This is a genomic window from Vibrio furnissii CIP 102972 (genome assembly GCF_000176175.1).
GTDB lineage: Bacteria > Pseudomonadota > Gammaproteobacteria > Enterobacterales > Vibrionaceae > Vibrio > Vibrio furnissii.
On sequence record NZ_ACZP01000013.1, the window covers coordinates 615,969 to 630,402 of the forward strand.

The following is a 14,434-nucleotide window of genomic DNA, read 5'->3' on the forward strand; positions in this document are numbered from 1 at the left end:
ATGAAAAAAACACTGTCATCCTTAATGCTCGCGACACTTTGCGCGAGCTTCTCTGCGCCAACCTGGGCGCAAGAGTACATGTTTACCTATTCAAAACTGTACTCACAGATGAAAAACAACGTGAAAGACAACCATGAAGATGTCAAAGTTGGCTTTTTCTTTGTCGATGCCGACAACAAACAACTTTGTCACATTGAAAAAGCATGGATGGAGAAAGAGGAGCACTACGAAGCGCTGACGCCATCGGCGGGGCATGAGTTGATTGTGCCACTGGATAATAATCTTCGCCAAGCCAACCCGTTGGTGTTTGTTGATACGCCGAATGATCGCCGCTGCGATTTTTCCATGGTGGTCATGACAAAAGCGCCACTTGAAGGCAAAGTGACTTACGCGCAAGTTGAAACGTTGCTGCCACAGATGCAAAGCTTACTGGAAGATTTAGGCGGCATGTTTGCCAGTTGGTTTACACCGGCGGTGACGGGCGTGACGCTCGAATTTGCTAACGATCTGAATTCGACGATCGAACTCAGCAGCGGCGAAAGCATTCCCGTCATTCACGGGAAAGCACAGGTTGATTTGGCGCAAATCGGCCAAGACGGTTGGATGATGCTGCCTGAAACCACAACGCGCGTGTTGCCTTATCTGCCGAAAGGCAAAAAATAGCATTCGAAACGTTCATCCATCGATACAGAGATAAAACAAAGGCTGCATACGCAGCCTTTGTTTTTATTAGATATTCGTGACATCTAATTTTAAACTTGGGTCAAACTCCATCACCAAATCTTCGTCTTCAACCTGTTGGGTGGGCATCTCTTCTTTATCGAAGCCGATGTCACCACCGTTGATCACGCCAGAATCGCGGTCGATGGATTTGAAATCAAACAGTTCAAAGTCTGCCAAGTGGCTTGGTACCACGTTCTGCATCGCGCGGAACATAGACTCAATACGACCCGGGAACTGCTTGTCCCACGCATTGAGCATCTGTTTGATGTTTTGACGCTGCATGTTTGGTTGTGAACCACATAGGTTACAAGGAATGATCGGATAACCACGCATGTCAGCATACTTAATGATGTCTTTCTCACGGCAATAGGCCAATGGTCGAATCACCACGTGCTCACCGTTGTCAGAGACCAACTTTGGCGGCATGCCTTTCATTTTACCGCCGTAGAACATGTTCAAGAACAATGTCTCGATGATGTCATCGCGGTGATGGCCCAAAGCAATCTTTGTCGCACCTAACTCTTTTGCGGTGCGGTAAAGAATGCCACGGCGTAAACGAGAACACAGTGAACACGTCGTTTTACCTTCAGGAACTTTGTCCTGAACGATCGAGTAGGTGTCTTCTTCGACAATTTTGTATTCTACGCCAAGGCTAGCCAAATACTCAGGCAGAATGTGTTCAGGGAAGCCAGGCTGCTTCTGATCAAGGTTAACGGCAATCAGAGAAAACGAAATCGGTGCGCTTTTCTGTAAGCTCATCAAAATTTCGAGCATGGTAAAGCTGTCCTTACCGCCGGACAGACACACCATAATGCGGTCGCCATCTTCAATCATGTTGAAATCAGCGATAGCCTGACCAGTATTACGACGAATGCGCTTTTGCAGTTTATTGAAATTGTATTGTTGAGCTTTGGTCAACTCTTGTGTTTGCTCTGTCATCAGCCTGCAGTCTTACTTCTTCAAAACAAAATGAAGTGCGTATGATACGGATAAATTATCCAGATGCTAGTGCTATCCGTGCTAGAAAAGAAAAAATCCCCAGCACTCAGGCCGGGGATTCATCACCATGGTGATCAGGTTAGCTGGCTGTTTTGGGATCCAGCGGGCTAATGTAGCCAGGTGGTTTCAATGCCAACACGTCACAATTGATTTTATCAATCACATGTTCGGCGGTGTTCCCGATAAATACGGCAGATAACCCCGTGCGGCCCGTAGTTCCCAGGATCACCATCGCCGCGTTCAGTTTGGTGGCCGCTTCAGGAATGACATCTTCTGGCAACCCTTGTTCAACCATGGTTTGTGCTTCATCAATACCGTGTTTCTGACGCAGCGCTTTCATCGATGTTAAATGATGACCGCGTACCGCATCCGTGTAGGTGGTGGGGTCAAATTCCGGCAGCTCAATCGTAATATTGGCAGGGGTGACCGGGTAGGCGTTCACCAGATAAGGCGTAGCTCCCAAGCGTGACGTCAGGCACAGCAACTGTTCGACCATGATGTCGTTCAATTGCAGATGCGTTTCAACTTCTGAGCCGACATGGACAGACGCGACGATATTTGCATCTGCCGGCCATTCTGCGTTTTTGACCAACAGCACTGGCGTAGGGCATTTACGCAACAAGTGCCAATCCGTCGGTGTAAAAATCACCGACTCCAACACATCATGCTTACGCGTGCCTTTGATGAGAATATCGTGCTCACCGGCAAATACTTCGCCGATGATCGCTTCGTAAGGGCGATTGTGCCAAACCACTTTGACATCAAACATCACCGACTCATCAACATAAGATTCCGCGACTTTTCTCATCCACTGCTCACGCTGGTGAATTACGCCTCTGCGCATGGCGTCACGCTCATCAACAGAGAGCATGGATGTCATATCGTAAGAAAAATCATAGATAGACAGGAAAAACGTAATGCGGCTGGTTGATTTGCTTTTAGCAGCCAGTTGCATCGCACGGGCGAGGGCAGGTTGCTCATCATGATTGATGTCGGCAACAACTAAGATTTTGCTATAGATACTCATAACAAACTCCTTGTGAGTGGAGGAGATTTCTTACTTTTACTTTAGCGTAGTTAATCGAAGAGTTTTAGCTATTTAGGAAGGAAAATCGGAGAAGTATGAAGTAGCTCATTAATGAGCTACTTCATTGATGTTACTTGCTTTCTTGTGAGACGCCAGCCAATTCCATCAGCGCATCATGATCAAGAATGGTAATGTATTTACCTTTGACGCTCAGAATTTCTGACTTTTGGAAACGACCCAGTAGGCGACTGATGGTTTCAACCGTCAAGCCAAGGTAGTTACCAATATCACCACGTGTCATGGTCAGGCGGAATTCACGAGGGCTGAATCCACGCTGAGAGAAACGAGTTGAAAGGTTGTACAGGAACGCTGCCAGACGCTCTTCAGCGTTTTTCTTCGATAGCAGCAGAATCATTTCCTGGTCGCCTTTGATTTCATTACTCATCAGGCGCATAATTTGCTGACGCAGTTTAGGCATTTTGCCAGACAGGTCATCAAGAATTTCGTATGGAATCTCACACACCATAGATGTTTCAAGCGCTTGCGCGAAACTGGGGTGAGAATCACCGGTAATCGCATCAAAACCGACTAAGTCACCGGCAAGATGGAAAGCGGTAATCTGCTCGTCACCTTGTTCAGTAATGGTGTAGCTTTTGATGGTGCCTGAACGAATTGCGTACAGAGAGCGCAGATCATCACCAGCTTTAAACAGTTCCTGACCCTTCTGAATCGGCTTTTTACGCTCGATAATCTGATCAAGCTGATCCAACTCTGATTCATTCAGAGTAAACGGGATGCAAAGTTGGCTAATACTGCAGTCTTGACAATGAATTGCACAACCACCGGATTGAATGCGTTTTGCAGCAGGCTTTTCAGAAATCATAACAACCTTTCACTATTTGATATACATCAATATTTTAGCATCCCTTAACCCCAAAGGATAGCGAAAATAATTGTGCAAAGAATCAACTACCTAAACTAAGGTAATCAGCATGTTTACGGCTCCGACACCGGTATAAACGCCGTAAACGATAATAAATATTGCCGCTATATGACGAAATATTTTCGATTGTTGCAACTCTTTTATTTTTGTTGCCCCAAAACCGACCAACAGCATCGCGGGTAATGTACCTAAACCAAACGCCCCCATCACAAGTGCGCCTTGCAAAAAACCACCTGAAACCGCGGCCCAAGTCAAAATTGAATACACTAAGCCACATGGCAACCAGCCCCAAATGAAACCAAACGGCAGGGCATACCAACTCTTTTTCAAAGGCAACAGTGCTTTACCGGCAGGCGAAATGCGTTTCCAAAGACGTTGTCCTAACGCCTCGAGCTTGAGGACACCAAACCACCAACGTCCCACATACAAGCCAAGCCCAATCATTAGGATCGCGGCCAGCAATCGTAACCAAACCAAAAAATGGTTGAGATCCGCAACGGCAGAAAGAGAGGCGGTTAACCCGCCAACAATGGCCCCAAACACCATGTAACTGCCAAGACGGCCGATATTATAGAATAGCAGCGGCATAGCTGGATTCGTTTGATGATTTAAGGTGAGCAGCGACCCCAAACCGCCACACATCCCCATGCAGTGACCAGCACCCAATAAGCCAATCACAAAGGCGCCGATAAAATCGGGGCTCATTGTTTATCCTTACCGGATTGATCGGCGTGCTCATCATCTTCAAACAAAATGTTGTGCCCCTGACGCTCCAGATCCTCAAACTGCTCGCTTTTCACTGCCCACAAAAAAATGGCAACAGCGACACACACAAGCACAATCGCAATCGGGATCAGAATATAGAGGCTTTCCATTTACTTACCTTGTTCTTTCAACAAACGAAGAGAGTTGGATACTACTATAATTGAGCTGGCAGACATACCCACCACCGCCACATAGGGTGCAACTAATCCCGCCACCGCCAAAGGTAAAATCAGCAAGTTGTAGCCCAAAGACCACGCAAGATTTTCACGAATAATACGTCGAGTTTTCAGCGCTAACGTGCGAGCCTCTAACAATTTATCCAACCTATCACCAAGTAAAACCATGTCGGCCGACGCTTTCGCGACGTCAGTGCCGCCACCCATCGCCACAGAAATGTGCGCGCCAGCAAGCGTCGGCGCATCGTTAATGCCATCGCCAACCATCATGGTGATATCTTGGGTATTGATTTGATTCAAGTACGCCAGTTTATCTTCTGGTTTGGCCTGAGCAACCACATGATCAATGCCCATCTGACGAGCGACGGTTTGCGCGTTTACTTCAGAATCGCCGGTCAACAAGGTAATTTTGATGCCAGCATCGTGAAATTTGTCGATAAATGTTTTTGCTTCTTTTCGTATTGGGTCTTGGTAATGGAAGGTCGCAACATGGTCACCGTCAACCGCGAGATAAATGGCGTTCACTTCACCTTGGTGACTGTCATCCAATACAAATTGCGCGCTACCGATCTTCACGTCATGTGTTCCGTGTCGGCCCACAACACCAGAGCCAATCACGTTCCGTACTTGCTCTACAGCAAACGTTGTATCAGCATACGGTCTGAATGCCTTGGCAATGGGATGATTCGCGTGTTGTTCCAACGACGCTGCGAGCGCCAAACATTGTTTTTCCGTCCACGACGAATGAAGAACCACTTGGCCGATTTCGATATTACCATGCGTCAAGGTGCCCGTTTTATCGATCACCAAGTGATGGACCTTACACAACGTTTCAAACACGTGGCTCTTGCGAAGCAAAATCCCGAAGCTCCCCATGCGTGACGTGGCACACGTGAGCGCCGTCGGAGTGGCCAAAGAGAGTGCACAAGGGCAGGTGGCGACCAAAACAGACAACATGATCCAAAACGCATCATCTGGCTTTGCTTCATGCCAATAGAACCATGTCCCGGCGGCAATAATCAAAATGACTGCAACAAAATAACGCGCCACAACGTCTGCCACTTCAGCAATACGAGGTTTGGAGGACTGGGCATCATCTTGAAGACGTACGATATTGGAGATGACCGAATCGGCTTTCGATGCCGTCACTTCCAGCTCAAACGCCTCTTCTCCATTGAGGGTACCCGCAAATACCGCATCGCCAACACTTTTAACCACTGGTAGCGATTCACCCGTTAACATGGACTCATCGACATGGACGCGCCCCTGTCGAATATGACCATCAGCAGGAATATGTTCCCCAGGAAGCACTCGAATTCGATCGCCCAATTGCAGCGTTTTCACTGGCACTTGCTGACCATCGAGCGTGGTAGCAATCGCCGGGATCAGTTTGAGTAAATTACCGCTGGCCGCCGCCGCTTTACGGCGTGCTCGCATCTCAAGAAAACGTCCAACCAACAGGAAGAATGTGAACATGGAGATGGATTCGAAAAAGACTTCGCCTTGTTGGGTCACCGTTGCAACCAAACTCGCCACATAGGCAAAGATCAGCGCAATTGACACCGGAACGTCCATGCCAAGCGTTCGACCTTTAATACTGCGCCACGCGTTAAAGTAAAATGGCAATGCCGAGTAGAGCAGAACGGGGGTCGCGAAGATCAAACTGACCCAGCGAAAATAGTTTTTAAACTCCGTGTCCAAATCGCCGAAGGCTTCGAGATACAACGCGACAGCCAACATCATCACTTGCATTGTGGCAAGGCCCGCAATGCCGAGACGATAAAGGTATTGCTTCATCGTCTTGTGGTAAAACGCTTCATGTTGGTCTGCTTCAAATGGCGCAGCTTTGTATCCCAGTTTGTGGATTTGGCTGAGAATCTCGCTTAATTTGGCTTTGGATTTATCCCAACTCAGCAGCGCACGGTTGGTGGTGGTGTTAACACGAATCGAAAGCACGCCGGGTTCGTTAGCCAATTGCTTTTCAATGAGCCAAGCACACGCAGCACAAGACACGCCATCAAGTGACAATGTCACTTCACTGCAATCTCCTTGATTGCGCACAAACTCGGCTTGAACATCGGAATTGTCGTAATGAATGAGCGATTTCAGTTGCTCAGGTACCAACTCCACTTTTTCAGCGGGTGCCGTGCGAAATTGGTAGTAGGAGACAAGGCCGTTTTCAACGATGGTCTGCGCCACCGTCTGACATCCAGGACAACACATTTCTCGGTCTTCTCCGAGAATTTCGACTTTAAAATCCGTGTTGGCTGGGACATCTTCACCGCAGTGATAACACGCTGTCGTCATGGCATTAATCATTCATCAGGCGAGTTGGAGACTCAGAAGGGAACGTGACTCGGCCTTGAACCAACCATTCGCTATTGTGAGGCGTCAATTCAATAAACCAAGGGCCTTGAAGTTCGTTATCGCGCACAATTCGATAACGGCCTTTTGCATCCGCGGTTAATAGCATGGAGAAATCACGATCAGGGAGCGTGCGATGTGCAAACATGGCCTGAACGGCCGGGTAGTGCCCAAGCTTACCTTTATCCAACTCAATCACAATGTCATTCCCGTCAGAATAGACCGACGCGTTGAGACCGAGCTCTTTGGCCACATGAATTTTCGACAAATCGATATTAATGCCTTTGCCTTTTTTATAGTAATCCTCCGTCACCAAGGATACTGAGTTATTGGAAAACACGATGACAGTGATGATTGTCCAGACAACGACCGTAAGCGGAAGAATAATCAGAAACCACGGCCAGAATTGTTTATACCAAGGCTTTACCATAAAAAAGTTCTCTACAACAAATAAGAAGGCTCTAACTTAAGAGAAAGACAGCCCCTTTGAAAAGGGGCTGTTATTGGACTGTTACTTATTTTTCTGAATTGCTCAGGCTCCAGACATAAGCCGCAACCAGTTGCACCTTGTCTTCACCGAGGATATCAATCCATGCTGGCATCACACCTGAGCGGCCGTTCGATACAGTCTCAGTGACCGCAGCGCGTGAATCGCCAAACAGCCAGTCTTGGTCTGTCAGGTCTGGGGCACCCACAGCTGGGTTACCTTTACCGTCAGTACCGTGACACGCGGCACACACAACAAAGCGTGCTTTACCCGCTTCAGCTTCACGAGCGTTCACAGAACGACCCGATAAGCTCAGAGCATAGCTCACGACTTCCTGAACGCCTTGTTCACCCAGCGCATCTTTCCATGCAGGCATTTGACCAATACGTCCGTGACGAATTGTCGTCACGATAGCATCAGGTTCACCGCCATACAGCCACGCATTGTCAGTTAGGTTAGGGAACCCCTTCTGACCACGCGCATCTGAACCGTGACACTGAGAACAGTTTTGTAAGAACAAACGCTGTCCAACTTTTAGTGCATCGGAATCGGCTGCAATTTCAGGAATAGGGCGCAGATCTGAGCCGCCATCTTTGTAAGCCAGACGTTTGAATGCTTCACCAAAATAGGTGTCTGCATCGTCGAGTTCTTTCGCGTATTGCACCAGTGTTTTGTTATCCTGAGCAGCCGCAATCGAGGCTTTTGATTCTTCCAGTGAGCGAACTCGCTGGTCAGAACTTTGCCAACCCAACACGCCCTTAAAGTTACCCAGACCCGGGTAAAGGGTCAGGTAGACCGCCGCAAAAATGAATGTACTTACAAATAGATAAGTCCACCATTTTGGCAATGGGTTGTTGATTTCGCGAATACCATCGTACTCGTGGCCCATGTCTACGCCTTCTTCCACGCCCATTTTGTCTTTCAGACACCAAAAGAGCAGGAAAGCACAGCCGAACAGGGTTCCAAGTGTGATGACGGTAATCCATAGACTCCAGAATGTTGTCATTACTTAGTCACTCCTTGTTTTTTTGAGGGCGCTTGCTGTTCGTCAGCAAAAATCAAATTGGCAGCCTCATCAAAGCGAGCTTTACGTTTCTTGCCGTATGCCCACCAAACAACGCCAATAAAGCAGACGAAAAGCACTATGGTCCAAATACTGTGAATAGTACCGATATCCATAATTACCCCTGTTATTTCATTGCATGACCAATAGACTGAAGGTAAGAGATAATGGCATCCATCTCCGTTTTACCTTCCACATCTTTTGTCGCATTCGCGATTTGTTCATCAGTGTATGGCACACCAAATTTGTCACGGAACAGCTCAAGTTTTTGTTGAGTGTATTTTCCATCAAGGACATTTTCAGCGAGCCACGGGAAGCCTGGCATGTTTGATTCTGGAACCAGCTCACGAGGATTCATCAAGTGAACACGGTGCCATTCATCAGAATAACGGCCGCCAACACGAGCGAGATCCGGACCAGTACGCTTAGAACCCCATAAGAATGGGTGTTCCCACACACTTTCTCCGGCAACAGAGTAGTGACCATAACGTTCAGTTTCAGAACGGAATGGACGCACCATTTGGCTGTGACAGACGTTACATCCTTCGCGAATGTAGATATCACGACCTTCCAGTTGCAATGCCGTGTAAGGCTTCAGGTTTTCAACCGGCTCAGTTGTTTGCTTTTGGAAAATCAACGGTGTGATTTCAACCAACGCGCCCCAACTGATCGCAAAAACGATGAAAATAGCCAACAAACCGACATTACGCTCAATGATTTCGTGGCGATTATTAGAATTATTACTCATTCCTCAATCTCCTTAAGCCGGTTGTTGGATAGCTTTCAAGCTATGTTTTGGTGCAGCAATGGTCTTATACGCGTTGTATGCCATCAGGAACATGCCCGACAGGAAGATGAAACCACCGATGAAACGAACGGTATAGAACGGATAAGACGCCTGAACTGATTCGACAAAGCTGTAAGTCAATGTACCGTCAGAGTTTACGGCACGCCACATCAGGCCTTGCATCACACCAGAAATCCACATCGCAACGATGTACAGCACTGTACCGATGGTTGCCAACCAGAAATGGGCATTCACCAGACTCATGGAGTACATGCGCTCTTGACCAAAGAGGCGAGGAATTAGGTGGTAAACCGAACCGATAGAGACCATCGCAACCCAACCCAGCGCACCAGAGTGAACGTGACCAATCGTCCAGTCGGTGTAGTGAGAAAGTGCGTTCACTGTCTTGATCGACATCATCGGGCCTTCGAAGGTCGACATGCCGTAGAAAGACAGAGAAACGATCAGGAATCGAAGAATTGGGTCATAGCGCAGTTTGTGCCATGCACCTGATAGCGTCATGATACCGTTGATCATGCCACCCCAAGATGGTGCGAACAGAACCAAAGACATCACCATACCCAACGACTGAGTCCAGTCAGGTAGCGCTGTATAGTGAAGGTGGTGTGGACCCGCCCAAATATACAAAGAGATCAGTGCCCAGAAGTGAACGATTGACAGACGGTAAGAGTAAACTGGACGTTCAGCTTGCTTAGGGACGAAGTAGTACATCATACCTAGGAAGCCGGCGGTCAGAAGGAAACCAACTGCGTTATGGCCGTACCACCACTGAACCATGGCATCCACCGCACCAGAATAAATCGAGTACGATTTCCCCATAGAAACAGGGATTGCCATGCTGTTCACGATATGAAGAACTGCGACGGTGAGAATAAACGCACCGAAGAACCAGTTTGCTACATAAATATGAGACGTCTTACGTTTCACCAGCGTTCCAAAGAACACCACGGCGTAAGAAACCCATACAAGAGCAATCGCGATATCAATCGGCCATTCCAATTCCGCGTATTCTTTACCTGAGGTGTAACCCAAAGGCAGAGAAATAGCGGCAGAAACGATTATCGCTTGCCATCCCCAAAAGGTGAATGGGACGAGCGGGCCACCAAAGAGACGAGTTTGACAGGTACGCTGCACAACATAATAAGATGTTGCAAACAGTGCACTGGTACCAAACGCAAAAATTACCGCATTTGTATGCAGAGGACGTAAGCGACTATACGTCAGCCACGGCGTATCAAAGTTGAGCTGTGGCCATACTAATTGAGCGGCAATCAAAACACCAACACCCATACCGACAATACCCCAGAGAATAGTCACCAAGGTAAATTGACGGACGACTGTATAGTTATAGTTTTGTTCAAGCTGCTTTTCTTGGCTCATTTGCATGCTTCCAATGTCTAATTAACTACACTTTACTTCCAACACGACACATGTCGTAATGCCACCCAAGTTCACAATAAAAATTAATGTCTTTTCATAACGTTAATCCTATTGCTGACTTTATAAAAAAGTGGCATTTTCAGGCCACAACTATACTGCAATTAACAATTCAATGACAGTGTAGTAACCTTACTATCCATCTGGATTTGACCTTTTATTTCAAAACTTTGAAGTTTGTTACATGGGGAACACAAAGACATGGCGGCTGAAAAGCTAACCAAACATAGACTTGCTCAAATAATCATCACCTTAGCTGTGCTCGTGATCGCTTTTTTTTGGCGCACGATCACATATCGTGATGTACCAACACAGGAATGCATTCCACAACCAAAATGTTCTTTATTTGTGAATGGACAAAAATTAACTGTAACAAAAAGTGAAGAGTTCCCAGGCGTGTATATAATTCGTCCAATCCCCGTGGAATGGCGCTTAGAATCGGATGATGAATTGATTCGAGAAGGCGAAAGTGTGCAGCTCAAGGTGATTCGCAACAACTCAAAAACAAATAGCACGATTAATATTAATGACTCGGTAAACATTAATATTAATGATTAATAAGGTCGTATAATTTGCGAGACAGCGTTCATTAAGTTAAGAGAAAAAATTTAATATCGCCTCAAGTTAATGTATAAAGATTGAAGAATTTTTTTAACTTATATTCGCATATGCGATTGATAACGACTTTTACTCAATCTTCTGATCTCATCAATGCTATTCATCAACTGAGAGAGTCCCTAATATTAAAGGGGCTTTCTAGTGTTGTTCTCTATTATACTGACGAATATCCTATAGAGACATTATTCACGCTATTTAAGACAGCATTTCCTAATATTCCTTTTATTGGGTGTTCATCGTGTAAAGGCGTGATGACTGAAAAAGGTTATCATGCCGGCCCAGTCATCGCCGCCATGGGGATTTACGATTCAAACCAGAGCGCGTACGGAACCGGATTGATTGCATTGGATGAAGGCCAAGACTTTCGAAAATCCACTCGCAAAGCGATTCAACAAGCACTGCGTTCTGCAGGTAGAATTGGCGAAGTTCCAAGTCTGATTGTGCTTCATGCAACCCCCGGTCATGAAGAGCTGTTTATCGATGAAATTGACGATACGTTCGGGACTCAAATCCCCATCATCGGGGGCAGTGCAGCAGACAATTATATTCAAAAGCAGTGGTCAAGCATGACGGAGCAAGGCTGGATTCAACGTGGCATTGCGATTGAGCTCTTTTTCCCATCTAAGCCGCTGACCACTGGATTTAGCGCAGGCTATTCACCCACCGAATTTGTTGGCACAGTCACGAAAGCATCCGGACGTTTTATCCATGAAATCGATGGCGAGCCGGCTAAACAAATCTACAAAGAGTGGATCAGTGATCACTCCAGCGTCCAAATATCAGAACATTATCTCTTTCACCACGTCACTCGCTTTCCACTTGGCCGCGTTGCTGGGCACATTCATCAGCAGCCGTATTACAAACTATCTCATCCAGTGCGCATGACACGCAGCGGATCGATGGAGATGTTTACCGCTGCTGTTGAAGGCGAAACCGTCACGTTGATGACCGGATCCAGAGAGCAACTGATCAATCGAGCATCTCGAGTTGTAAAAGAGGCCAATACCCAGAATTATCATGAGTCACAACTACTTGGCTCAATCATCATCTATTGCGCCGGTTCAATGTTGCGCCTTGGCGAAGATATTCTCGAAGTGCAACGCCAATTAAAATCCCAAATGAACAATCAACCGTTTATTTGTCCCTTTACCTTCGGTGAACAAGGGCGTTTCATCGGTGGCGAGAACGCACACGGGAACTTGATGATCTCGTCAGTCCTATTCTATGAGTCTGAGTAACCATCTGATGGAACAAGAAAAGATAGAGCAGCTTAATGAAGCGTTATTGGAACTGGAACGCAGCAAAGAACGAGAACAGCGTCTGGCCGAAGAAAACCGGGTCATTTTGGCGGCGTTATCCGCGCTTAGTCACGCCGACAACAAATACCAAATTTTTGAAGAACTGAAAAAAGTCCTCAGTCGCTACATTCGGTTCGACGACTTCATCGTGATTTCAAAAGATAAAGAAAGCAGTATCTTTTCGACGTATCTAGCATCTAACTTAGCGTTTCAAGGCAAAGAGTGGTTCAACGGCGACAAGTTTCAACGTGTGTTGGATGGCGAATGCATCATTCTTTTCGAGCCCAGCAAACTCGATGAGTTTCAAAACTTAAATCACTTTCTAAAAGATCAGATCAACTCAGCACTCGTGACGGGGATTCGAGCGCAAACCAGTGACTCTGTTTTGCTATTACTGGGCACACGAAAAGGGCAGTTTAGCCTCGAAACTAAATCAACGCTGTCACGCTTTCGCCCATTACTTGAACGCGCGATCAACGACATTGAACACAAAGAAGCGCTGCAAAAACTGGTCGATTTAAAAACTCGAGAACTGAAAGTTGCTCAGCAACTGGCGGAGCAGGCGAACCAATCCAAGTCACAATTCCTTGCCATGATGAGTCACGAACTACGTACGCCACTTAATGCCGTGTTAGGGCTGATTGATTTACTGCGTGATGATTCAGATGCTTATCAGCAAGACATGCTAGAACAGATGGAAAATTCGGCTGAGTTACTTTTGGTCATCATCAACGATATCCTCGACCTCAGTCGCATCGAGTCAGGTCATTTTGAGTTACAACGTCACTGGATTAGTTTAAGCCGTAAGCTCCAACATGCACTCGAATACCATAGCCAAGTAGCGCAAGCCAAAGACATTACCTTCAACGTCAAAGCCTCCATTTGTGAGCAATTTGAATATTGGGTCGACTCAGTTCGTCTCACTCAAATCCTATTTAACATCATCGGCAATGCAATCAAATTTACCCATCACGGTTTTGTTGATGTATCACTGGTGACCGCACGGGATCGCCTAGAGATTGAAGTCAAAGATTCCGGCATTGGGATCGACAACGAGCGAATCGAACACCTGTTTTCACCCTTCATTCAAGCCGATACCTCGATTACGCGGAACTACGGCGGAACCGGGTTAGGGTTAGCCATCACCAAACATCTGGTTGAACTGATGGGGGGTAGCATTACCGTGAGTAGCAAACTAGGCGAGGGAAGTCTGTTTACGATTTCGATTCCTTTGCAATCGCGGAGTTCAGAAACGTCTCATCTCGATGAACTTCCGCTCTCTCATACCGCATCACATCGTGCGCTTGATGACACCAAACACATCCTCGTTGTCGAGGATACCAAGACAAACCAAATGGTCATCCAGCTCTTACTTAATCGAATGGGTTACAACGTAACACTTGCTAATAACGGACAACACGCCATCGAACTGGTTGAAAAAGATAGAACTTTTGACCTGATCTTCATGGATATTTCGATGCCAATCATGGATGGGATTCAAGCAACTCGCATTTTGCGTTCTCGAAAACTCGCCACACCGATCATTGCACTGACTGCACACGCCATGAATAGCGATCATGAAAACTGTTTGGCCGCAGGGATGAATGACATTGTGTTGAAGCCCATCCGAAGCAAAGAGCTACAACGAATCTCAGATCGCTACCTGAATCACCAGCGATAGGTGAGACCTATCTCTGTAATAGTTACAACCTGAGTGGTTGATATT

At 46.7% G+C, this 14,434-nt stretch carries 15 protein-coding genes; 4 read left to right on the forward strand and 11 right to left on the reverse strand.

Going from position 1 to position 14,434, the window contains the following annotated elements:
* Positions 1 to 663: a DUF2987 domain-containing protein gene (locus VFA_RS06795; protein WP_004725947.1), complete on the forward strand. Its 663-nt coding sequence runs from the start codon at positions 1 to 3 to the stop codon at positions 661 to 663.
* 66 nt (positions 664 to 729) lie between these two features.
* Here the strand turns inward: VFA_RS06795 and ttcA are convergent, their stop codons facing one another.
* The 11 genes from ttcA to ccoN all read right to left on the reverse strand — a co-directional run bounded on the left by ttcA (position 730) and on the right by ccoN (position 10,735).
* Positions 730 to 1,662: a tRNA 2-thiocytidine(32) synthetase TtcA gene (gene ttcA, locus VFA_RS06800; protein WP_004725949.1), complete on the reverse strand. Its 933-nt coding sequence runs from the start codon at positions 1,660 to 1,662 to the stop codon at positions 730 to 732.
* Between the two features lie 139 nt (positions 1,663 to 1,801).
* Positions 1,802 to 2,749: a universal stress protein UspE gene (uspE, locus tag VFA_RS06805; RefSeq protein ID WP_004725950.1), complete on the reverse strand. Its 948-nt coding sequence runs from the start codon at positions 2,747 to 2,749 to the stop codon at positions 1,802 to 1,804.
* A gap of 130 nt (positions 2,750 to 2,879) precedes the next feature.
* The gene (locus VFA_RS06810) at positions 2,880 to 3,632 is read right to left on the reverse strand and encodes an FNR family transcription factor (RefSeq protein WP_014205085.1); all 753 of its coding nucleotides are present in this window, start codon (positions 3,630 to 3,632) and stop codon (positions 2,880 to 2,882) included.
* 90 nt (positions 3,633 to 3,722) lie between these two features.
* Complete coding sequence (locus tag VFA_RS06815) at positions 3,723 to 4,397, reverse strand: sulfite exporter TauE/SafE family protein (RefSeq protein ID WP_004725955.1); 675 nt, start codon at positions 4,395 to 4,397, stop codon at positions 3,723 to 3,725.
* The gene (gene ccoS / locus VFA_RS06820; protein ID WP_004725957.1) at positions 4,394 to 4,567 is read right to left on the reverse strand and encodes a cbb3-type cytochrome oxidase assembly protein CcoS; all 174 of its coding nucleotides are present in this window, start codon (positions 4,565 to 4,567) and stop codon (positions 4,394 to 4,396) included. The genes VFA_RS06815 and ccoS overlap by 4 nt, the downstream gene beginning before the upstream one ends.
* Positions 4,568 to 6,940: a heavy metal translocating P-type ATPase gene (locus tag VFA_RS06825; protein ID WP_004725959.1), complete on the reverse strand. Its 2,373-nt coding sequence runs from the start codon at positions 6,938 to 6,940 to the stop codon at positions 4,568 to 4,570.
* 4 nt (positions 6,941 to 6,944) lie between these two features.
* Positions 6,945 to 7,427, reverse strand: a complete 483-nt coding sequence (locus tag VFA_RS06830; protein WP_004725961.1) for a FixH family protein — start codon at positions 7,425 to 7,427, stop codon at positions 6,945 to 6,947.
* Positions 7,428 to 7,512: 85 nt separating this feature from the next.
* Entirely contained in the window at positions 7,513 to 8,490 is a 978-nt protein-coding gene (gene ccoP, locus VFA_RS06835; RefSeq protein WP_004725963.1) for a cytochrome-c oxidase, cbb3-type subunit III, read from the reverse strand.
* Positions 8,490 to 8,663: a CcoQ/FixQ family Cbb3-type cytochrome c oxidase assembly chaperone gene (locus VFA_RS06840; RefSeq protein WP_038151150.1), complete on the reverse strand. Its 174-nt coding sequence runs from the start codon at positions 8,661 to 8,663 to the stop codon at positions 8,490 to 8,492. Before VFA_RS06840 ends, ccoP begins: the two co-directional genes overlap by 1 nt.
* Positions 8,664 to 8,674: 11 nt before the next feature.
* Positions 8,675 to 9,295: a cytochrome-c oxidase, cbb3-type subunit II gene (gene ccoO, locus VFA_RS06845; RefSeq protein ID WP_004725967.1), complete on the reverse strand. Its 621-nt coding sequence runs from the start codon at positions 9,293 to 9,295 to the stop codon at positions 8,675 to 8,677.
* A gap of 12 nt (positions 9,296 to 9,307) precedes the next feature.
* On the reverse strand, positions 9,308 to 10,735 hold the full coding sequence (ccoN, locus tag VFA_RS06850; protein ID WP_004725969.1) for a cytochrome-c oxidase, cbb3-type subunit I: 1,428 nt from the start codon (positions 10,733 to 10,735) through the stop codon (positions 9,308 to 9,310).
* A 258-nt stretch (positions 10,736 to 10,993) separates the two neighbouring features.
* Here ccoN and VFA_RS06855 point away from each other — a divergent pair, with 258 nt between their 5' ends.
* From VFA_RS06855 to VFA_RS06865, 3 genes are all read left to right on the forward strand, one after another.
* Positions 10,994 to 11,350: a hypothetical protein gene (locus tag VFA_RS06855; RefSeq protein ID WP_038151153.1), complete on the forward strand. Its 357-nt coding sequence runs from the start codon at positions 10,994 to 10,996 to the stop codon at positions 11,348 to 11,350.
* A gap of 110 nt (positions 11,351 to 11,460) precedes the next feature.
* Positions 11,461 to 12,648, forward strand: coding sequence for an FIST signal transduction protein (locus VFA_RS06860; protein WP_081454429.1), 1,188 nt, complete (start codon positions 11,461 to 11,463; stop codon positions 12,646 to 12,648).
* A gap of 7 nt (positions 12,649 to 12,655) precedes the next feature.
* A complete protein-coding gene (locus tag VFA_RS06865) occupies positions 12,656 to 14,389 on the forward strand; it encodes an ATP-binding protein (RefSeq protein WP_004725975.1) in 1,734 nt (577 codons plus the stop codon).
* Positions 14,390 to 14,434: the final 45 nt, after the last annotated feature.